Origin of the sequence: Novosphingobium sp. SG720, from assembly GCF_012275365.1 — a bacterium.
GTDB lineage: Bacteria > Pseudomonadota > Alphaproteobacteria > Sphingomonadales > Sphingomonadaceae > Novosphingobium > Novosphingobium rhizosphaerae.
Genome location: NZ_JAAZQN010000005.1, coordinates 63,172 through 82,877, shown reverse-complemented (window position 1 = coordinate 82,877; position 19,706 = coordinate 63,172). Strand labels below are relative to the sequence as shown.

Genomic DNA, 19,706 nt, shown 5'->3' with positions numbered 1-19,706 from the left:
GTTCAGAACCGAATATGACGGGGGCTTTTTCCATGCGATCCACTCTCCTTTCCACCGCCCTGGTGGGCGTGCTGGCCACAGCGCCAGCGCAGGCGGCAGAAAGCCCAGCTGCTGCGGCAGCAGAAAGCAATGCCGACGCAGGCGAGGTTGGCGGCAACGCGATCGTGGTGACCGGCACGCGTGGCGGCAGCCCTCGCACCGTGGCCGACAGCCCGGTGCCGATCGACGTGATCACCCCGGCCGATCTCAAGCAGACCGGGCGCACCGGCCTCAAGGAAATCCTGGGCAATATCATCCCCTCGCTGTCGATGCCGGCGCTGGGTGGCGGCGGCACGTCGGCCAGCGTGCGGCCGATCTCGATCCGCGGGCTTTCGGGCGATTATCTGCTGGTGCTGGTCAACGGCAAGCGCCGCCACACCACGGCGCTGATCAACAATCTCAGCCGCGTTTCGGGCGGCTCCACCCCGGTGGACGTGGACCTGATCCCGACCAATGCCGTGGGCCGGATCGAAGTGCTGCGCGATGGCGCGGCGGCGCAATATGGGTCTGACGCGATTTCCGGCGTGATCAACCTGATCCTGGACGACGCGCCGCAGGGCGGGGAATTCACCACGACCGCCGGCCAGCTTTATGAAAAGGGCGGCGCGCTGTTGCAACAGACGCTGTCCTATGGCGCGCGCCTGGGCGACGATGGCTTTGTCCGCGTGGCAGTGGAGGGCAAGTATCACGACCGCGCCAAGAGCTCGGCCGATCCGATCGCGCGGATCTATCCGCTGGTCAACGGCCAGCCCGACCCGCGCGAAGCGAACGCCGATCATGTCATCGCGGGCGGCTATGGTCGATCCAACCGCGACAAGATCATCAACAGCAGCGTGAACGCCGAACTGCCGCTGTCGGACACCACGCGCCTCTACAGCTTTTCGACGCTGAGCTATCGCAACATCAAGGACGCGCGCGGCGCCTATGTGCCGGCAACCTCGATCGGGTCGTTGCCGCAGCTCTACCCTTCCGGCTTCCAGGCCTATCGCCGGCTGTGGGAATGGGATTACCAGACCACATGGGGCCTGCGCAGCGACCTGGGCGGCTGGGCGGCCGATCTTTCCAGCAGCTTTGGCCGGGATTCGGTGAAGCTGGGGGCGGAAAACACGCTCAATCCCTCGATCGGGCCAACCAGCAAGACCAGCTTTTACATGGGCCGCCAGGTGCAGACGCTGTGGGTCAACAACCTTGACCTCTCGCGCGGGCTGGACGTGGGCCTGGCCGACAAGCTGAACCTGGCCGTGGGCATCGAGCACCGCTTCGAACAGTTCGCCAGCCGCGCCAGCGAGCCCGACAGCTATCGCGACGGCGGCTATGTCGTGCCCAAGGACGGCACGCCGTTCGGCAATCTCTATGGCGGGCTTTCGCCCTCGCCCGGCCTCGTCTCGTTCACCGGCACGTCGCCGGCCGATGCCACGCAGGTTTCACGCAACAACGTCGCCGCTTATGTGGACGTGTCCACCAAGATCACCCCGGCCTGGTTCGTGGGGCTCGCCGGGCGGTTCGAGCACTATTCCGACAGCGCCGGCAACACCGCATCGGGCAAGTTCAGCACGCGGCTTGAGCTGGCGCGCGGCCTGGCGCTGCGCGGCGGGGTCAACACCGGCTTCCGCGCCCCGTCGCTGGCGCAGACGGCCTTTTCCACCACGCAGAACACCGCCACGGTGGTCGGCAACGAACGCGTGCTGACCACCTCGAAATTCCTGCCGGTGGATTCGGCCGCTGCCCGCGCGCTGGGGGCGCAGCCGCTCAAGCCCGAAAAGTCCTTGAGCTTTACCGCCGGCATCACGTTTGAACGCGGGCCCGTGCGCCTGACGGTGGATGGCTATCAGATCCGCATCGACGATCGCATCGTCAAGACCGACTTCCTCGGCACCGCCGCCAACGGCGGCAGCGCGATCAAGGCGATCCTGGTTGCCAATGGCGTGACCGGGGTGGACAGCGCGCAGTTCTTCACCAACGCGATCGACACGCGCACGCGTGGGGTGGACGTGGTGGGCGAATACAGCCTGCACACCGGCAACCTTGGCACCGTGCGCCTGAATGCGGCGTGGAGCTATTTCGACACCAAGATCCTGCATGTGATCGCCAATCCCACGCAGCTATCCTCGCTCAACGTGGTGCTCTTCGGGCGGCAGGTGCAGCAGGACCTGCTGGTGGCCGTGCCCAAGAGCAAAGTGGTGCTGTCGGCCAACTGGAGCCTTGACCGCCTGACCGCGCTGGTGCGCGCCACGCGCTATGGCGAATATACCGAAAGCAGCACCACGGCGGCGAGCGACCGCACCTTTGGCGCCAAATGGGTGGCCGATCTGGAAGTGGGCTACAAGCTTTCGGACAAGGTCACCTGGTCGGTGGGGGCCAACAACCTGTTCGATGTCTACCCCGATCGCAACGGCATCGTCGCTTCCGATGGTTCGGGCGCCTATGGCAACTTTGCCCCGTTCGGGCTTTCCGGCGGGTTCTATTACACGCGCGTGGGCGTGACGTTCTGAGCCATGCGCGCGCCGCCATCCCGCTGGGGGGTGGCGGCGCGCGGCATAGTCAACGTGCGGCGATCAAGCGGTGGTAGTGCCGGTCGGCAATCTCCACCCCTTCGCCCAGCAGCGGGCCAAGCAGGCGATAGGCATCGAGCTGGCCGGCATCGAGCGGCGCATCCCAGCCATGATCGCGCTTCACCCGGCCCACTTGGCCCGAGGCGAGCAGATCGGCAAGCGGGGGCGCGGTGGCGTCGTGCGCATCGGGATTGACCCAAAGTGCATCGACCGGGCAGGCCAGTTCGCACAGATAGCAGGTCTGGCAGGCATCGGGCGCGGCGATCACCGGCACGCCGCCGGGCCCACCGGGCTCGAACACGCGCGTCGGGCACTGCTCCACGCAGGCGTTGCAGCCGGTGCAGCGTTCGGCAAGCAGAGCGGCGATCACAGCACCGCCTCCAACCCGCGCAGGGCGGGCGCTGCCGGCCGGGTCCACACCTTGTCCAGTCCACCGACCAGCAGGCGCCGCGCCTGGGCGGGATCGGTGGCGGGCAGATCGGTGCGCACGGCAATGCCGCGCGTCTCGCGTCGTTCCGCCGCCGCCGCCGTGCACCATCGCGCCGTCGCGGCCATCGCCGCCGTCGCGCGCAGTTCCACGCGGCCGCGAGGGTCGGCAGCAAGGCCATGGTCGGCCACTGCGCGCCACGCTTCATCGAGTTCGTGCAGCGATGCCGCCAAGGTGGAAGCACGGCGCCACAGCGCACGATCGAGCCCGTGGATGGCGTGCTCGATCGTCTGTTGCAGTGGCGCCGTGGCAACCGGCCTGGCGCTGCCACGCGGGCGCAGGCCGGCCTTGCCCAAGGCGCGCGCCGGGCCGGCACGACCGCCCTTGGCCGCGCCATAGTGCGCCGCCGCCGCGCCGGCGATCCGGCCCGAGGCGAGCGCCCAGGCGGAATTGACCGCGCCGCCGCCGCTGATCGCGCCAGCCACCAGTTCGCGCGTGGCCGCGTCTCCTGCGGCATAGAGGCCCGGCACCCCGGTGCCGCAATCGGCATCGGCGAGCGCAATGCCGCCCGTGCCGCGAATGGTCCCTTCGCCAAACAGGCGCACGGGAAAGCGCTGGCGGAACAGATCGATGCCGCGCCGCTCGAACGCGGCCACGGTCAGCGGCTGGATCTGCCGCAAGACCGCCGGCAGCCCGGCCGGCGCGGCGGAAAGATCGGCCAGGACGGTCCCTTGCAGCAACGCGGCGCCCAGCGCCTGGTAATGCGCATGCCCGGCCTTGAGCGAGGGGATCGCCAGTTCGCTGCCATCCTCGCGGAAAAAGCGCGCGGCGGTGAACGGCAGCGTGCGGGTGGAGGCCCAGGCCGGCGAGAGCGACCAGGATATCGAAAATTCCATGCCCGAGAGCATAGCGCCGGCTTCCGCCGCCATCAGCAGCCCGTCACCGGTCTGGGTGTGGCTGCCGATCAGGCCAGAGCGGAACGCACAGCCGCCGGTCGCCAGGATGGTGGCGCCGGCGCGGATTTCCCAGTCCTCCCCACTGCCCAGGGCCAGGCCGCGCGCACCAACCACGGCGCCGTCGCCATCGGCCAGCAGTTCGAGCGCGGGATGATGATCCAGCACGGCAATGCCCGCGCCCACGCACATGCGGCGCAACGCGCGCATGTATTCCGGCCCGCGCACGCCCTGGATATAGCGCCCGCCCTGCCCGTCGCTGCCGAACGGATACCACGGGGCGATCGTCGGCAGGTGGCGCCAGGTCAGGTCCATGACCCGTTCCATCCACGCCGCCTCGGCCAGGCCCTGCGTGCGCGCCACCTGCCGCTCCAGCGCGGCGGCGCGGCCCTCGGGCGGCACGAACCAGTGGCCCGGCCCGCCCGTGGCCGTCACGCCGCTGGTGCCCATGGCGCCTTTGTCCACCACGATCACCGCAGCGCCCGCTTCGGCGGCGGCCAGCGCCGCCCAGGCTGCCGCCATGCCACCGCCGATCACCAGGACATCGGCCCGCAGCGTCAGCGGCGCCGCGCTCATTCGGCGGCTTCGGCCAGAAGCTGCGCGCCATGGCGATGGGCGGGAACAGGCACGCCGAGATGCTCGCGCAGGGTCTGCCCGGCATAGTCGGTGCGGAACAGGCCGCGCTTCTGCAGGATCGGCACCACGCGTTCGCGGAACAGGGCAAATTCACCCGGCCGCGTGACGCGCAAGTTGAAGCCATCGGCGGCGCGGCCTACGAACCAGCGCTCGATCTCGTCCGCAATGGTTTCGGGCGAGCCGACGAAGCTGCTGCGCCACTGGCCAAAGCGCCAGGCCGTGGCACGCAGCGTCAGCCCTTCGGCGCGCGCGGTCGCCACGATCCGTTCGGCATGGCCCTTGTAGCTGTTGAGCGAGAGGCCCGAGACATCGGGGAACGGCGCGTCGGGATCGTATTGCGAAAAATCATGATAGTTGAACGCGCGGCCCAATTGCACCAGCAGCTTGTTGAAATCGAGCGCTTCTTCCTGCGCGCGAGCAATGGCCTGGGCTTCCTCGTCGGTGTCGGCCAGGATCGGCGAGAGGCCCGGCAGGACCTTGATGTGTTCGGGATTGCGGCCAAGGGCGGCTGCGCGCGCCTTGAGATCGGCATAATAGGCCTGGCCCGTCGCAATATCGGCCGCCACGGTGAACGTGCCATCGGCGATTGCGGCACCCAGGTTGCGGCCTTCGTTGCTGTCACCGGCCTGGAAGATCACGGCCTGGCCCTGGGGCGAGCGGCTCAGCGCCAGCGGGCCGGAGACCGAAAAGAAATCGCCCTTGTGGTCAAGCCGGTGCTGCTTGGCCTTGTCCAGGAACACGCCGCTGGCCTTGTCGGCCACGAAGGCATCGTCTTCATAGCTGTCCCACAGGCCCTGGACCACATCGACGAATTCGCGCGCGCGGGCATAGCGTTCGGCATGCGGGAAATGCGCGTCGCGGCCATAGTTCCCCGCAGCCCCTTCGAGGCCGGTGGTCACCACATTCCAGCCCGCGCGGCCCTTGCTGATATGATCGAGCGAGCCGAACTGGCGGGCAACGTTGTAGGGCTCCCAATAGGACGTGGTCAGCGTGCCGACCAGGCCGATGCGGCTGGTAGCCAGCGCCAGGGCGGACAGGAGCGTGAGCGGCTCGAGCCGGTTGAGGAAATGCGGCGCCGTATCGGGCGTGATGAACGGGCTGTCGACAATGAACACGAGGTCGAACTTGGCCGCCTCGGCCAGGCGCGCCTGCTCCACATACCAGTCGATGCTGATGCTGGCGTCAGCCGGAACGGCGGGATCGCGCCAGGAATGCTGATCGGTGCCGACGCCTTCGAGAATGGCGCCCAGATGCAATTGGCGGGGCTCTGACATGAAATGGACCTCCTGTTGGCGCACAGTCTAGGGTCGGGCTGGGCGTGGGGGATAACGAGCATTGCTGATAGGGCGATTGAACCCGCTCAAGCCTCACGCGGGCGGCAGCAAGGTGAAATCGCAATAGTCGGGCAGGTGGACGCGGCGGGGCAGCATGCCATATTCGGCAAAGCGATCGGCCGCGCGCTGCACCGCGCTGAGGAAAGCATCGTCGGGCGGGGCAAGGTCGGGCCGCTCGCGCGCCACCAGCGTGCGGGCCAGCGCCAGGTCCACGCCGGTCTGCCGGGCATAGACATGGGCATAGTCCTCTGCATGCGCGCGCGCCCAGGCATTGGCGCGGCGCAGGCGGGCCAGCACGTCGCCGATCGCACCGCGCTTTGCCGGATCGGCCAGGGCAGCCTCGGTGGCCGTGATCAGGGTATAGCCCGGCCCGATGCCGCGCCCGTGGCGCAGCACGCGCGCGCCGGCCGCCTCGGCCCGCGCCTGGAACAGGCCGAACGTGGCCCAGGCGGCAATCTGCCCGCTGGCAAAGGCGGCGCTGGCCTCGGTCGGCAGCATGAAGCCGATCTTCACCCGCTCGACCGGCACGTCTGCCTCGCGCAGCGCTTCGAGCAGCAGGTAATGCGAAATGCTGCCCCGGGCGCTCGACACGATGACCTGCCGCCCGGCAAGATCGGCCACGTCCTTGATCGCCGAACCGCGCGGCACGATGATGCCCATGCTTTCGGGCGCGGACTGGCTGACCGCCACGATCTTGAGCCGGCAGCCGGCCGCCGCGGCCAGCACGACCGGCAGGTCTCCGGCGATGGCGGTATCGACCGCGCCGGCGTTGAGCGCTTCGAGCAAGGGCGCCGCGCCGGGGAAGCTGGCCCAGGTATAGCGGTAGGGCACGCCATCGAGCGCGCCCGCCGCTTCCAGCTTGGCCTGGAGCAGATGGACCTGATCGCCCAGCACCAGGGCGGTGCCGGCCTGCCGGTGTCCGCAGGCGGCCAGCGCCGGCACCACGACCAGGCTGGCCGCCGCGCCGGCAAGGAACCCGCGCCGATCAGAACGCAACGGAAATTCGCCCATAATAGTGGCCGCCATCGGGGTTGAACGGAGAAGGCCCGTAATAGCCCTGGCCCGTCTGCGGGCTGCCCGGACCATTGGTTTCGGGGCGCACGTTGAACAGGTTGGTGGCACCGACCTGCGCCGTGGCAAAGCTGGTCAGGCGATAGCTGACGCTGGCATCGGTAATCCACTTGTCGGCAAAGCGACGGTCATCACCGGCGGCGGTGCGCTGCACATAGTTGCCATAGCGGCTGACCGTGGCCGCCAGGCCCAGGCGGCCGCGCGTCCAGTTGCCGTTGAGCACCAGTTTGGTGGTGGGGTTGATCACGGTCAGTTCGCCCTGCTTGTCCCCGCCGAAAAAGGCGGAACCGGCGCCCAGCAGCGATGCGCCGCCTGCCCCGAACAGTTGCGAGGGGACGGTGGGCAGGCGATCGATATGCGTCTTGTTGTAGTTGAACGCGGCGCTCAGATCCACGTCACCCCAGGCGCCCAGGCCATGGTGCCACTGCGCCACCGCATCGAGCCCCCAGGTCGAGGTGTCGGCCGCGTTGAAGAAGTATTCCACCTGCTCCACGCCGGAAAGGCCGTTGGCATTGAGGATCGCGGTGATGCCGCTGCCATAGAGGCGCCCGGTGCGCTCGATCCGGTCCTTGATCTTGATGTAATAGCCATCGACCGTGAGGTTGAAGCCATGACCGGGGTTGACCACGAAGCCCAGCCCGGCGTTCCAGCTGCGCTCGGCCTTGAGATGCTTGGCTCCGAGCAGCCCGCCCAGCTTCGAATCCGGCGTGACCAGCTTGGCCACGGTCGGCACGGCTTCGGTCAGGCCAGTGGCGGGGTTGAGCACCAGCGCGGTGCGGCCATCGGTCTGGGCATAGGCCGATTGGGTGAGCGAAGGCGCACGAAACCCGGTGCCGACCGTGCCGCGCAGGGCAAAGACCGGGCTGACATCCCAGCGCGCGTTGAACTTGACGCCCACCGGGCTGCCCGATCCGTCGCTGTAATGTTCGGCGCGGACCGCCAGGCCCACATAGACATCCTGCACCGGATAGAACGCCAGATCGACATAGCCGGCATAGACGCGGCGCTTGGCATCGGCCTCGTCGGCTGGGGAAAGCACGATCGCGCCCTGCACGACCGGCGAGGCGGCCAGGCCCACGTTCCAGTCATACTGCTGGTCGCCGGGCTTGATGATATAGCTGGCCGTCTTCCACGCCAGTTCCTGCCCGGCAAAGGTCTGGAAGCGATCGAGCCGGTATTCCGCACCGAACGAAAGCTGGAGCGGCTTGGCCAGGCCCAGGTCCACCTCGCGCGTCACGTCGAGGTTGTGAGTCCATTCGGTGAAGCGGAAATTGGCCAGGCTGTCCCACGAAGTCGGTCCGGTGGGGCCGAGCGCAGGGCGGATCGAGAGCTTGGAATATTGCCGGCTGCGGTTCCGGCCAAAGCTGCTGGAGGCATCGATATGCCATTCGTCCAGCGTGCCCTTGAACCCGCCCGTAACCTGCACATCGTTTTCGGCGATGTTGTTGACCGGGTAATAGCCGTTGGGGAACAGCGCGGTGAAATCGGCCGTGCCGTTGGGGCGGCGGAAATTGTTGCCGATCTGCACGTCACGGTGGCCGAACGTGCCGAAGGAATAGAACGTCCAATCGGTGCCGATCGGCACTTCGCTGTTCCAGCCCGCGTTCCACGCCTTGACCTGCGGATCGCCGTTGTGCGCGCCATCGCGGTTCCACTGCGCGTTGCGGGCATTGGCCGCAGTGATGTTGGCCTGCACTTGCGCTTCGGACAGGCCGCTGGTGGCAGCCACCTGGGCCACGGTGCGGTTGGACGGGATCGAGTAGAGATTGGTGTCGGTGGCCGGCAGGTTCCACCAGTTGCCGCCACGCTCGCGATATTCGGCCGACAGGCGCAGGAATCCGCCTTCGCCCAGCTTCACGCCATAGCCGCCCTGCACGCGCCAGCTCTGGCGATCGCCGTTGCCGATGTATTGCCGGCCCAATTGCGCCGTCGCATCAAAGCCGGTGCGCTTGTCGAGCTGGATGTTGACCACCCCGGCGATGGCATCGGTGCCATATTGCGCGGCTGCGGAATCCTTGAGCACTTCGATCCGGCCGATCGCGCTGGTCGGGATCATGTCCAGGTCCACCGCGTTGACGCCGCTGGTATCCTGGGTGGTGTTGGTCATGAACGCGCTGTTGTGGCGGCGCTTGCCGTTGACCAGCACCAGGGTATAGGCCGGGCTCAGGCCACGATTGCTGACCGGGCGGACCACGGAAAAGATGCCGGCATGCGTGCTGGCGAAATTCATCGAGGGCAACACGCGCGTGAGCGCTTCGCCGAATTCGGCAGCGCCGGTGGTCTTGAGCTTGTCGGCCCCGACCACGTCGATCGGTGCCGGGCTTTCTGCCACCGTGCGCTGCGGCCCGCCGCGCAGGCCGGTGACGATGATCGCCCCTGCGCCGCTTTCGTCAACGCCTTCGGCCGCCGGCGCCGATGCCACGGCGCCCGCGCCTTGCGCATGGGCCGCGCCCACCTGGGCCACCCCGAGTACAGCGAACACGGCCCCGCCCCGCAACAGGCCCGCGCGAAAACCCCCATTGGTCATTGTCTAAACTCTACCGCTTTGGTTGAAAATACCGCCGCGAGTTACGGAGCGCGACCGCGCCTTGCCAATGATTTCACGGTCGCCACCCATGAGCATTGCCAATATGTGGCCTGATCGGCACAAACTGGCATTACCAATCCTGTAAAACTTGACAGGCCGATATCGGTCGGCCAATTCGGCAAGACCACATTCGCCTGCCACCATCCGTCAGCCGACACGCGAGGACCATTTCATGAAGATCACTGCCGCACGGGTCATCGTCACCTGCCCCGGCCGCAATTTCGTCACGCTCAAGATCGAAACCGACCAGGGCGTCTATGGCATCGGCGATGGCACGCTCAATGGGCGCGAACTGGCAGTGGTTTCCTATCTGCAGGATCACGTGGCGCCGTGCCTGATCGGCATGGACCCGCGCCGGATCGAGGATATCTGGCAATATCTCTATCGCGGTGCCTATTGGCGGCGCGGCCCGGTGACGATGCGCGCGATCGCCGCGGTGGACATGGCTTTGTGGGACATCAAGGCCAAGATGGCGGGTATGCCGCTGTACCAGCTGCTCGGCGGGCGCAGCCGCGACGGCGTGATGGTCTATGGCCATGCCAACGGCTCTGACATTGCCGAAACCGTGGAAGCGGTGGGCCACTATATCGACATGGGCTACAAGGCGATCCGCGCCCAGACCGGCGTGCCCGGCATCAAGGACGCCTATGGCGTGGGCCGGGGCAAGCTCTATTACGAGCCGGCCGATGCCGCGCTGCCCTCGGTCACCGGGTGGGACACGCGCAAGGCGCTCAACCACGTGCCCAAGCTGTTTGAAGAACTGCGCAAGACCTATGGTTTCGACCATCACCTGCTGCACGACGGGCACCACCGCTACACCCCGCAGGAAGCGGCCAACCTGGGCAAGATGCTGGAACCCTACCAGCTGTTCTGGCTGGAAGACTGCACGCCTGCGGAAAACCAGGAAGCCTTCAAGTTGGTGCGCCAGCACACCACCACGCCCCTGGCCGTGGGCGAGATCTTCAACACGATCTGGGACGCCAAGGACCTGATCCAGAACCAGTTGATCGACTATATCCGCGCCACCGTGGTGGGCGCGGGTGGCCTGACCCACTTGCGCCGCATTGCCGATCTGGCCAGCCTTTACCAGGTGCGCACCGGTTGCCATGGCGCAACCGATCTTTCGCCGGTGACCATGGGCTGCGCGCTGCATTTCGATACCTGGGTGCCCAATTTCGGCATCCAGGAATACATGCGCCACACCGCTGAAACGGATGCGGTTTTCCCGCACGATTACCATTTCGAAAAGGGTGAGCTGTTTGTGGGCGACACCCCCGGCCACGGGGTGGACATCGACGAGGAACTGGCCAAGAAATACCCCTACAAGCCGGCCTACCTGCCGGTGGCCCGTCTTGAAGACGGCACGATGTGGAACTGGTGATCATGGGTCGAACGACCGGGGGGATCGAATGACCGGGCGGATCGTCTGCCTGGGCGAAGGCATGCTGGAATTGTCCGGGGCGGGAGAGACTTTCCGCCTTGGCCATGGCGGCGACACGCTCAACACCGCGATCCACCTGGCGCGCGCCGGGCATGACGTGGCCTATTTCACCGCGCTGGGCCGCGATCCGTTCAGTGCCAAGCTGCGCGCGGCGTGGCGGGACGAAGGGGTGGACGATAGTCTGATCCTGACGCACCCCACGCGGGGCGCCGGGCTCTATGCCATTTCCACCGATGCGCAGGGTGAGCGCAGCTTCACCTATTGGCGCGAGGCGAGCGCCGCGCGCGCGATGTTTGCCCTGCCCGAAACGGCCGGGGCCACGGACCGCGCCGCCCAGGCGGCGCTGCTCTATTTCTCGCTGATCTCGCTTGCCATCCTGCCCGACGAGGGGCGCAGTGCCTTGCTCGCCCTGGCCGCGCGCGTGCGCGCCAATGGCGGGGAAGTGGCGTTCGACAGCAACTATCGCCCGCGCCTGTGGGAAAGCGAAGCAGCCGCGCGCGCCTGGCACGCCCGCGCCGTGGCGGCGGCGAGCATCGGCCTGCCCACCCTGGAAGACGAAACCGCGCTGACCGGCGAGACCGACGCGGCCGTCGTGGCCGCGCGCTGGCAAGCGCAGGGCTGCGCGCGCACGGTGGTCAAATCGGGCGCGGAGGGTGCCCGCCTGCCCGGCGGCGAGACGATCCCCCCGCCCGCGCGCCTGCAACCGATCGACACCAGCGGCGCGGGCGACGCGTTCAACGCCGGGTTCCTGGGTGCCGTGCTGCGCGGATCGGACGATACGGCAGCGGTACTGGCCGGCCATGCCTGTGCCGGGTGGACGATCATGCGCCCCGGCGCCATCCCCGCGCGCGACTAGAGCCCGTGCAATTGGACTGACCGCTTTGGGCCAGGCTTATGGCCGATGCGGCAGCGCCATCAGCGGGTGACGGACGCAGGCGAGCGTGCCGCCCAGCACCAGCACGGCGGTGAGCGCCAAGGGCAGCGCCAGGCCCGCATGCAGCACCAGCAGCGCCCCAGCCACCGCGCCGGCAAAGATCGCGGCGATCGCGCCCAGGCGGGTGCGCAAGTTGGGTGCCCCGGCATCGGCGGCGATGCCGGTGATGGTCAGCGTGAGGACCGTGGTGGTCAGATCCGGCACCTTGAGCTGGCGCACCGTGGCGTTGCGAAAACCCATGGCCCCGGCCGTCAGCGCGATCATGGCAAACACCGCCCAGGCCGGATGCGGGCGATCGACGCCAGGCACCAGCGCGACCCCCGCCGCGACCAGGAACAGCACGGCTTCGAGCAAGGCGGCGCGCACCAGCCAATAGCGCAGGGGATGGCTGGCGGCGTGGCGCCACAGCCGCCCCGCCACCAGCGCGCCAGCCATGAACAGCGCCAGCGCCACCACATAAGGCAAGGGCGTGAAGCCGGGTGCCCGCGCCAGGGCAAAGGCCAGGAACACCACGTTGCCGGTCATGTTGGCGGTGAACACCTTGCCCAGCCCCAGCACGCTGACCGCATCGACCAGGCCGGTGGTGGCAGAGAGCAGCAACAGCAAGCGCGGCAGCGGCGACGCGGGACGCACGACAACGGGCGGGTCTTCCATGGCACTCTCCTTCAAAACCGGAACACGGCTTCACCCGCGAAAAGATCGATCGGCCGCGCGGCGCCGGCCTGCACCAGGAACGCGCCCGGCGCGAAATGGCTGGCCGACGTGGTCAACGTGAGTTCGGGCGTGGTCTGCCAGGATAGCACCGCTTCAACTTGCTTGCCCAGAAAGCGGCCCTGCCCGGCGCCTGCGGCGTGCAACTGGCGGCCGGGCACATCGTAAACCCCATCGCCCCGGCTGTGCCGCCAATAGGCCATGGCCGAAAGCCCCAGCTTCACCCCCGCCAGCGGCGAGAGCACCAGCGCGGGGTGCACGTCGATCAGGTTGCGCGGGCCAAGGGGAGACAGTTCGCCGAAATACTTGCCTTTGGGAAACAGCGGGTTGAACCCCTGCACCCGTCCATCGCCAGGCGCCTTGTCGCCACTAGCCAGATCGGCATGAACCGAAAGATCGGGCTGCATCGGCAAGGCGGGAAAGCGGCGCCCGGCGCGCAGCGCCACCGACCAGGCGCGGATCGCGCGGCCAGCCAAGTGCCCACGCTGCACCATCGCCTCGCCATCCCAATAGAGCCGCCCTGCCTGCCCCGCCGCGCGCAGGCCCAGCGTGGTGCGCCGCTCCTCACCAGTGCCGCCGGCCAGCCCGGCCTGTTGCAGCGATGCGGCGCGATCGTGATAGGCCATGGCATAAGCATCGATCCGCGCCTTGTGCCCTGCGCCCAGCCAACGCGTGGCATAGAGCCCCCACAGCGCCTTTTGGCGGGAGCGCCGATCGTCCAGGCTGCGCGGCCCGGCGACCACGGGCACCAGGTAAAACACGCTGGCGGTGTATGGCCCCACATCGAGCAGCGCGCGCGTGCCATCGAAGGGCAGCGGCGTATTGGGGCCATAGCGCGTGCCGACCAGCCGCTCGCTGCCCAGGCTGACCAGTTGCCGGCCGCCTTCCAGCCGCAAGCTGGCCTGCGTGCCCAGCGGCACGGTGTAATCGACGAAGGCTTGCAGCAGATCGATGCCGGTGCGATCGACCGGCCCCGGCCCGCCGGCAACGCCGCCCGCCGTGTTCGCCACCCCCTGCACGAAAGCGCGGAGCCGGCCCCAATGCAGATCGGCATGGGGCATCGCGCGCCAATAACTGGCGGTCTGCCCCTGGCCGGATTCCACCCGCGCGCGCAGTTCGAGGCCGGTGGACAACCAGCGGTCCGCCTCGCCCAGCGGGATATATTTGAACGGCACCGTCCAGCGCCCGGTGCGCTTGGCCGGATCGGCCAGGGCAGACCAATCCTCGGTATAGCGGGTGATCGTCAGCGTGGGCGGGCGCCAAGCCTCGATCACGCTGCGCTGCAGCACGTCCTGATCGGACGATTGGTCCGCTGGCGATTGGGCCTGCGCCGGAACCGCCGCCAGCATGGCCCAGAGCGCGGGCCAACAGCGCCTCACATGCGGCCTTCGCGCCGCGCATGTTCGGCCACCAGCGCCGCCAGCACAAAGCCGCCGGCAAGGCCCAGATGCTCGAAAAAGGCGTTGGTCGCGGCAAAGCGTTCGGCGCCTTGCATGGTCCAGAACGCATTGGCCGTGCACGCGGCCAGCACGGTGAACACGCCCAGCATCCCGGCGCCCAGCCACACCAGCCGCCCCGCCAGGATCAGCGCCGGGCCAAGCAGTTCCACCGCAATCGTGATGCCTGCCCACAGCGCGGGCGGGTGCATCCCGAAATGCGCCTGCTCGGCCACGGCGCCCGGCCAATCGGCCAGCTTGGCAAGGCCTCCCACCAGATAGGCGCCCACCAGCAAGAGGCGGGCGACAAACCACGTGGGCGGCCAATCCAGCACCGCGTCGACAAAGCGGGGTTCGCGCACCACCGCCTTATCGCATTGCGTTCTGGTGGATTTCGGCGATATAGCCGCCGGGGAAGCGCACCAGCGCGGCCATGCGCCCGCCCACTTCGCGCGGGGGCACCAGCGTTTCGACGCCCGCTGCCGTGGCCTTGGCCAGGGTGGCGGAAAGGTCCGGCACGGCATAGCCGGTCATGTCCCGGCCCCAGGGCCAGGGCAGTTGCCCGTTGGAGACGAGTACGGTCAGCTTGCCATAGCCGCTGTCGATCATCACCCGGCGGATCGGGGCGGCCTGCCCCACTTCGCCGCCCGGCGCGGTCTTGTCGTCCGACACCACGCGGCCATGGGCAAAGCGCGTCCACGCCAGGATAAAGGTGTCAGCCGCGTCTGCCGTCAAATAAACCCTGTTTTCCGGCACCGTGGCCAGGGGGGCATAATGCGGCGTGGCGGTGTGCCAATAGAGCTGCATGTTCACCCCACCCGGCCATTGCACCACCACATCGCGGCCGATGGGATCGGGGAAAGTTTCGATCAGGCGCGTGGCCCCGGCGGCGCGCGCCGCGTTCACCGCCGCGTCCATGTCGCTCACCAGATAGCCGGTCCGCTCCGCACCGAACGGATAGGGCACCGGCGTCTTGAACCCGAACACCGAAACCGTGCCGGCGGGGGTGAGCACGAGTTGCGACTTGGTCAGGCTGGGCGTGGGCGTCACCTGGAATTCGCCCTGCTTGCTGGTGGTGCCGCCAAATGTCGCCTGGAACGCGGTGACGAAGGCGTCGAACTGCTCCTGCGGCACATAGACGTGAGTGGTATCGTATTGCGCGCCCACCGAAAAATCGGGCGTGGCAACGGGCTTTGCGGCCAGCGGCGCTGAGGCCAGCAGGGCCGCAAGGGCAAGGGAAACACGCAGCTTCATCATGAATTCTCCTGTCAAACCGCCCAGCAGCCGCAGCCCAGCGCGCCCCAGAACGTCTGGACATCGGCCACCGGGGCGGCCTGGCCCAAGGCGGCCGCGTGATCGTGGCCATGGACGCCGCAGGCGCTGGCGCAGCCGCAGGCACTGGCCAGCATCGCGCGGGCTTCGCTGGTCTGGTGATAGCCGCCGAAGGTGTTGACTGGGGACCAATCGGGCATGGCCGGGGGCAGTTGCGGCGCGAGCGGCGCAAAGTCCCCCTCGCCGTGCACCACTTGCCCGCCCAGCAGGGTCAACACGCTGCGGATATGGGCAATGTCATGCTCGGGCACGGCAAAGAAATCGGCGCTCAGCAACGCGCAATCGGCCAGTTGCCCGGCCACGATCTGGCCCTTCTTGCCCACTTCGTTGGAAAACCAGGTGTTCTCGTGCGTCCACATCGCCAGCGCCTTTTCGCGGGAAACGCGGTTGGCGCCGGGATAGAGCGCCATGCCGCCCACCGTGCGCCCGGTGACCAGCCACGAGAGCGACACCCAGGGGTTGTAGCTCGCCACCCGCGTGGCATCGGTGCCCGCGCCCACCGGAATGCCCGCCGCGATCATCCGCGCAATCGGCGGCGTGCGCTCCGCCGCGCGGTGGCCATAGCGCTCCACGAAGTATTCGCCCTGATAGGCCATGCGATGCTGCACGGCGATGCCGCCGCCCAGCGCGGCGATGCGGTCGATATTGCGGTCGCTGATCGTCTCGGCATGGTCGAAGAACCAGTTGATGCCGGTGAGCGGAATGTCGCGGTTGACCTTTTCATAGACATCGAGCGCGCGGCCGATCGTCTGGTCGTAAGTCGCGTGCAGGCGCCAGGGCCAGCGATGCTCGGCCAAGAGGCGGATCACCGGCTCCAGGTCGCCTTCCATGCTCGGCGGCATGTCGGGCCGCTCCACCCGGAAATCCTCGAAATCGGCGGCGGAATAGACCAGCATCTCGCCCGCGCCGTTGTGGCGATAGGTATCGTCGCCTTGGCCGGGCGATACCTGCTTCACCCAGCCGGCAAAATCGGCCAGCTCTTCCTTGGGCTTTTGCGTGAACAGGTTGTAGCTGATCCGCACGGTGAGTTGGCCATCGGCGTGGAGCTTTTCGATGATGGCATAGTCATCGGGATAGTTCTGGAAGCCGCCGCCCGCGTCGATCACCCCGGTCACGCCCAGGCTATTGACCTCGCGCATGAAATGGCGCGTGGAATTGACCTGGTAGTCTTCCGGCAGCTTTGGCCCCTTGGCCAGCGTGCTGTACAGGATCGTGGCGTTGGGCTGCGCCAGCAGCAGCCCGGTAGGATTGCCGGCCGCGTCGCGCACGATTTCTCCGCCCGGCGGGTTGGGCGTGTCCTTGGTATAGCCCACCACCCGCAGCGCCGCCGCGTTGAGCAGCGCGCGATCGTAGAGATGCAGGATGAACACCGGCGTATCGGGCGCCACGGCGTTCAATTCCGCCAGCGTCGGCAGGCGCTTTTCGGCAAACTGGTGCTCGGTAAAGCCGCCCACCACGCGCACCCATTGCGGCGCGGGGGTGCGGTCCACCTGGGCTTTCAACATGGCCACGGCATCGGCCAGCGTGGGCACGCCGTCCCAGCGCAGCTCCATGTTGTAATTGAGGCCGCCGCGAATGATGTGCATGTGGCTGTCGATCAGGCCGGGGATCAGGCGGCGGCCGCCGGCGTCGATCACCCTGGCATCGGGTGCGGCGGCGGCGCGCACTTCACCCTCGCTGCCCACCGCGAGGAAGCGGCCATCGCGGATCGCCACCGCCTGCGCTTGTGGGTTGGCGCGGTCGAGCGTGGTGACCTTGGCGTTGACGATCAGGGTATCGGCCATGATGTCAGGCGTCCTTTTCCGGCGCCGTGCCATCGGGCAGGCGGCCAAAGATGTGGCTGCGGCAATCGGTGCGCACGAAGGCGACCAGCGCGTGACCGGCAGCGGCATGGCGCACCAGCGGCACGACCTGTTCGCCCACCAGGATGCCGAGCAGGCCGACCAGCGCGATCACCGGCGGCGCGGGTGAACGCACGCCCATCAGCGAATAGACGATGCCCACGAGCAGGCCTGCCGCCAGCGATGCAAGATAAGCCTTCATGGGGGGTTTCCTTGGGGAAACGGCCCGCCTCGATAGAGGGAGAGGACGGGCCGCCGGGGGGATAATCAGTGCTCGGCGCCGCCAACCACTTCGTGGGCGAACTGGCCGCGCTGGGGGGCGCCGTGGAGCATGGTGTAGGCGTAGTCCACGCCCATGCCATAGGCGCCGAAATGCTCGCGGGTGATCGCCATGACCCCGTCATAGGTATCGCGCCGCGCCCAGTCGCGCTGCAGTTCCAGTACCGCGTTCACCGTGGTGAGCGATTGCGCGCCGGCCTGCTCCATGCGGCGGATGGCCACGTCGTGCGCTTCGGGCGAAGTGCCGCCCGAAGCGTCAGTGATGATGTAGACCTCGAACCCTTCCTCGATCGCGCTGAGCGTGGGGAACAGCAGGCAGGCCTCGGTCCACAGCGCGGCGATCACCAGCTTCTTGCGGCCGGTGGCCTTCACCGCGGCAACCAGTTCCGCGCTGTCCCAGGAATTCATCGAGGTGCGCTCGATCGGCGTCTGCTGCACCACGTCGAGCAGTTCGGGCCAGATATAGCCGGAGAACGACTTGGTCTCCACCGCCGTCAGGATGATCGGCGCGCCGAACAGCTTGGCCGCCTTGGCCAGGGCCACGGTGTTGTTCTTGAGCAGCTGGCGGTCGATGCTGGTGACGCCGAACGACATCTGCGGCTGGTGATCGACGAACAGGAACACGGTGTCGTCAGGGTTGATCAACGACTTGGCGTGAAAGGTCATGGGATCGGTCCTTTGAAGAATGGAAACGCTCAATCCGCCAGCAGGTGGGCTTCGAGCAGCCAGAGCTGCTTGTCGCTCTCGCGCGAGATCTGGGTGAAGAGGTCGGCCGTGGTGGCGTCGCCCTCGGCTGCCGCTGCGTCGATCGCGGCGCGCACGGCCTTGGCGAACAGCGCCAGGCTGGCGGCCAGCGCGCGGATATGCGCGTCGCCGCCATGGGCGGCGAGCGGGTATTCATAAAGCGTGGTGGCGCCCGCCGTGGTCTGCACCCGCCCGTCTGCCACATGGCCCAGCGTGGTGATACGCTCCGCCAGGAGATCGACGAAGTCCTCGATCTGCCCGTGCACGGCGTCGAACAGGCCGTGCAACTGCAGGAAATGGCGGCCGCGCACGTTCCAATGCGCCTGCTTGGCCTGCGCCTCCAGGTCCAACGCGTCGGACAGGCGCGCCTGGAGCAGCGCGACCGAGGCCTTGCGCACGTGGGCCGAAAGATCGATGCTGGTTTCGTAGGTCATCGGATCAAGCCTTGAAGAACGCGAGCAAGTCGGCGTTGATGACGTCAGGGTGGGTGGAGGCCATGCCGTGGGGCAGGCCGGGATAGGTCTTGAGCGTGCCGTGCTTGACCAGCTTGATCGCGAGGTGCGCGGAATCGGCGATCGGCACGATCTGGTCGTCCTCGCCGTGCAGGATCAGCACCGGCACATCGATGGCCTTGAGGTCGTCGGTGAAATCGGTTTCCGAAAAGGCCTTTATGCAATCGTAGTGCGCCTTGGCGCCGCCCATCATGCCCTGGCGCCACCAGTTGTCGATCAACCCTTGCGAGACATTGGCATCGGGGCGGTTGAAGCCGAAGAAGGGGCCTGCGGGCACATCGCGGAAGAACTGCGCGCGGTTGGCCAGCAGCGCGGCACGGAACCCGTCGAACACTTCGATCGGCAGGCCGCCGGGGTTGGCCGGGGTCTGCACCATGATCGGCGGCACGGCGCCGATCAGCACGGCCTTGGCCACGCGGCCGGGCCGGGCGCGCGCCACATAGTGCGCCACTTCGCCCCCGCCGGTGGAATGGCCCACGTGGATGGCGTTCTTCAGGTCAAGATGATCGGCCAGCGCCGCCACGTCGGCCGCGTAGGTGTCCATCTCGTTGCCTTCGGCCGTCTGGGTGGAGCGGCCATGGCCGCGCCGGTCGTGCGCGATCACGCGATAGCCTTCGCCCAGGAAGAACATCATCTGCGCGTCCCAGTCGTCGGCGCTCAGCGGCCAGCCATGGTGGAACACCACGGGCTGCGCGGTCTTGCTGCCCCAGTCCTTGTAGAAGATTTCCGTACCATCGGCGGTGGTGATCGTGGGCATGACGTGAAGGCTCCCCTTCCGGCGGCGCCATGGGCAACCTTGCCCACGGCGCACGGCCAGCGTTTCGTTCGCCCGGCAGTGTGCGCGCGGGCTCCACCGCTGCCAGCCCCTGCATGGGGG

The 19,706-nt window shown here is 67.7% G+C and carries 17 protein-coding genes; 3 read left to right on the top strand and 14 right to left on the bottom strand.

All coding sequences use genetic code 11. From position 1 onward, the window contains the following. Positions 1 to 32: 32 nt before the first annotated feature. Complete coding sequence (locus FHW94_RS17295; RefSeq protein ID WP_168557076.1) at positions 33 to 2,531, top strand: TonB-dependent receptor; 2,499 nt, start codon at positions 33 to 35, stop codon at positions 2,529 to 2,531. A 49-nt stretch (positions 2,532 to 2,580) separates the two neighbouring features. Here FHW94_RS17295 and FHW94_RS17290 read toward each other — a convergent pair whose 3' ends face one another. The 5 genes from FHW94_RS17290 to FHW94_RS17270 form a co-directional block, all read right to left on the bottom strand. Next, positions 2,581 to 2,961 carry a ferredoxin family protein gene (locus FHW94_RS17290; protein ID WP_168557075.1) on the bottom strand — a complete coding sequence of 127 codons (381 nt, stop codon included), beginning with the start codon at positions 2,959 to 2,961 and terminating at the stop codon, positions 2,581 to 2,583. After that, entirely contained in the window at positions 2,958 to 4,547 is a 1,590-nt protein-coding gene (locus tag FHW94_RS17285) for an FAD-binding protein (protein WP_168557074.1), read from the bottom strand. The genes FHW94_RS17290 and FHW94_RS17285 overlap by 4 nt, the downstream gene beginning before the upstream one ends. Next, the gene (locus FHW94_RS17280; RefSeq protein WP_168557073.1) at positions 4,544 to 5,881 is read right to left on the bottom strand and encodes an LLM class flavin-dependent oxidoreductase; all 1,338 of its coding nucleotides are present in this window, start codon (positions 5,879 to 5,881) and stop codon (positions 4,544 to 4,546) included. Before FHW94_RS17280 ends, FHW94_RS17285 begins: the two co-directional genes overlap by 4 nt. Before the next feature lie 93 nt (positions 5,882 to 5,974). After that, positions 5,975 to 6,952, bottom strand: a complete 978-nt coding sequence (locus FHW94_RS17275; protein ID WP_168557072.1) for an ABC transporter substrate-binding protein — start codon at positions 6,950 to 6,952, stop codon at positions 5,975 to 5,977. After that, the gene (locus tag FHW94_RS17270) at positions 6,927 to 9,494 is read right to left on the bottom strand and encodes a TonB-dependent receptor (protein ID WP_168557071.1); all 2,568 of its coding nucleotides are present in this window, start codon (positions 9,492 to 9,494) and stop codon (positions 6,927 to 6,929) included. The genes FHW94_RS17275 and FHW94_RS17270 overlap by 26 nt, the downstream gene beginning before the upstream one ends. 277 nt (positions 9,495 to 9,771) lie before the next feature. On the opposite strand from FHW94_RS17270, the gene manD reads away from it, so the two are divergent. Together manD and FHW94_RS17260 are read left to right on the top strand one after the other, a co-directional pair. Further along, positions 9,772 to 10,980, top strand: a complete 1,209-nt coding sequence (manD, locus tag FHW94_RS17265) for a mannonate dehydratase (protein WP_168557070.1) — start codon at positions 9,772 to 9,774, stop codon at positions 10,978 to 10,980. A 28-nt stretch (positions 10,981 to 11,008) separates the two neighbouring features. Next, positions 11,009 to 11,896 (top strand): sugar kinase, encoded by an 888-nt coding sequence (locus FHW94_RS17260; RefSeq protein WP_246866226.1) that lies wholly within the window; start codon positions 11,009 to 11,011, stop codon positions 11,894 to 11,896. Between the two features lie 36 nt (positions 11,897 to 11,932). Here the strand turns inward: FHW94_RS17260 and FHW94_RS17255 are convergent, their stop codons facing one another. From FHW94_RS17255 to FHW94_RS17215, 9 genes are all read right to left on the bottom strand, one after another. Next, complete coding sequence (locus FHW94_RS17255) at positions 11,933 to 12,628, bottom strand: YoaK family protein (RefSeq protein ID WP_168557069.1); 696 nt, start codon at positions 12,626 to 12,628, stop codon at positions 11,933 to 11,935. Between the two features lie 11 nt (positions 12,629 to 12,639). Next, complete coding sequence (locus FHW94_RS17250) at positions 12,640 to 14,064, bottom strand: alginate export family protein (RefSeq protein WP_349237543.1); 1,425 nt, start codon at positions 14,062 to 14,064, stop codon at positions 12,640 to 12,642. Continuing rightward, positions 14,061 to 14,486, bottom strand: a complete 426-nt coding sequence (locus FHW94_RS17245; RefSeq protein WP_168557068.1) for a DoxX family protein — start codon at positions 14,484 to 14,486, stop codon at positions 14,061 to 14,063. The genes FHW94_RS17250 and FHW94_RS17245 overlap by 4 nt, the downstream gene beginning before the upstream one ends. A 4-nt stretch (positions 14,487 to 14,490) precedes the next feature. Continuing rightward, complete coding sequence (locus FHW94_RS17240; protein WP_168557288.1) at positions 14,491 to 15,375, bottom strand: glyoxalase; 885 nt, start codon at positions 15,373 to 15,375, stop codon at positions 14,491 to 14,493. A gap of 14 nt (positions 15,376 to 15,389) precedes the next feature. Then, positions 15,390 to 17,237 carry an amidohydrolase gene (locus FHW94_RS17235; RefSeq protein ID WP_168557067.1) on the bottom strand — a complete coding sequence of 616 codons (1,848 nt, stop codon included), beginning with the start codon at positions 17,235 to 17,237 and terminating at the stop codon, positions 15,390 to 15,392. A gap of 4 nt (positions 17,238 to 17,241) precedes the next feature. Further along, a complete protein-coding gene (locus FHW94_RS17230) occupies positions 17,242 to 17,496 on the bottom strand; it encodes a XapX domain-containing protein (protein ID WP_168557066.1) in 255 nt (84 codons plus the stop codon). 65 nt (positions 17,497 to 17,561) lie between these two features. Next, positions 17,562 to 18,239 carry a hydrolase gene (locus tag FHW94_RS17225; RefSeq protein ID WP_168557065.1) on the bottom strand — a complete coding sequence of 226 codons (678 nt, stop codon included), beginning with the start codon at positions 18,237 to 18,239 and terminating at the stop codon, positions 17,562 to 17,564. A gap of 29 nt (positions 18,240 to 18,268) precedes the next feature. Next, complete coding sequence (gene dps, locus FHW94_RS17220; RefSeq protein WP_168557064.1) at positions 18,269 to 18,751, bottom strand: DNA starvation/stationary phase protection protein Dps; 483 nt, start codon at positions 18,749 to 18,751, stop codon at positions 18,269 to 18,271. A 4-nt stretch (positions 18,752 to 18,755) separates the two neighbouring features. Beyond that, positions 18,756 to 19,586 (bottom strand): alpha/beta hydrolase, encoded by an 831-nt coding sequence (locus FHW94_RS17215; protein ID WP_168557063.1) that lies wholly within the window; start codon positions 19,584 to 19,586, stop codon positions 18,756 to 18,758. Positions 19,587 to 19,706: the final 120 nt, after the last annotated feature.

Excerpts from the sequence above, each read along its gene's own strand:
- FHW94_RS17285 (WP_168557074.1), bottom strand. The coding sequence starts at position 4,547 with ATGAGCGCGGCGCCGCTGACGCTGCGGGCCGATGTCCTGGTGATCGGC.
- FHW94_RS17235 (WP_168557067.1), bottom strand. The coding sequence starts at position 17,237 with ATGGCCGATACCCTGATCGTCAACGCCAAGGTCACCACGCTCGACCGC.
- FHW94_RS17255 (WP_168557069.1), bottom strand. The coding sequence starts at position 12,628 with ATGGAAGACCCGCCCGTTGTCGTGCGTCCCGCGTCGCCGCTGCCGCGC.
- FHW94_RS17280 (WP_168557073.1), bottom strand. The coding sequence starts at position 5,881 with ATGTCAGAGCCCCGCCAATTGCATCTGGGCGCCATTCTCGAAGGCGTC.
- dps (WP_168557064.1), bottom strand. The coding sequence starts at position 18,751 with ATGACCTACGAAACCAGCATCGATCTTTCGGCCCACGTGCGCAAGGCC.
- FHW94_RS17275 (WP_168557072.1), bottom strand. The coding sequence starts at position 6,952 with ATGGGCGAATTTCCGTTGCGTTCTGATCGGCGCGGGTTCCTTGCCGGC.
- FHW94_RS17260 (WP_246866226.1), top strand. The coding sequence starts at position 11,009 with ATGACCGGGCGGATCGTCTGCCTGGGCGAAGGCATGCTGGAATTGTCC.
- FHW94_RS17230 (WP_168557066.1), bottom strand. The coding sequence starts at position 17,496 with ATGAAGGCTTATCTTGCATCGCTGGCGGCAGGCCTGCTCGTGGGCATC.
- FHW94_RS17240 (WP_168557288.1), bottom strand. The coding sequence starts at position 15,375 with ATGAAGCTGCGTGTTTCCCTTGCCCTTGCGGCCCTGCTGGCCTCAGCG.
- FHW94_RS17225 (WP_168557065.1), bottom strand. The coding sequence starts at position 18,239 with ATGACCTTTCACGCCAAGTCGTTGATCAACCCTGACGACACCGTGTTC.
- FHW94_RS17295 (WP_168557076.1), top strand. The coding sequence starts at position 33 with ATGCGATCCACTCTCCTTTCCACCGCCCTGGTGGGCGTGCTGGCCACA.
- FHW94_RS17215 (WP_168557063.1), bottom strand. The coding sequence starts at position 19,586 with ATGCCCACGATCACCACCGCCGATGGTACGGAAATCTTCTACAAGGAC.
- manD (WP_168557070.1), top strand. The coding sequence starts at position 9,772 with ATGAAGATCACTGCCGCACGGGTCATCGTCACCTGCCCCGGCCGCAAT.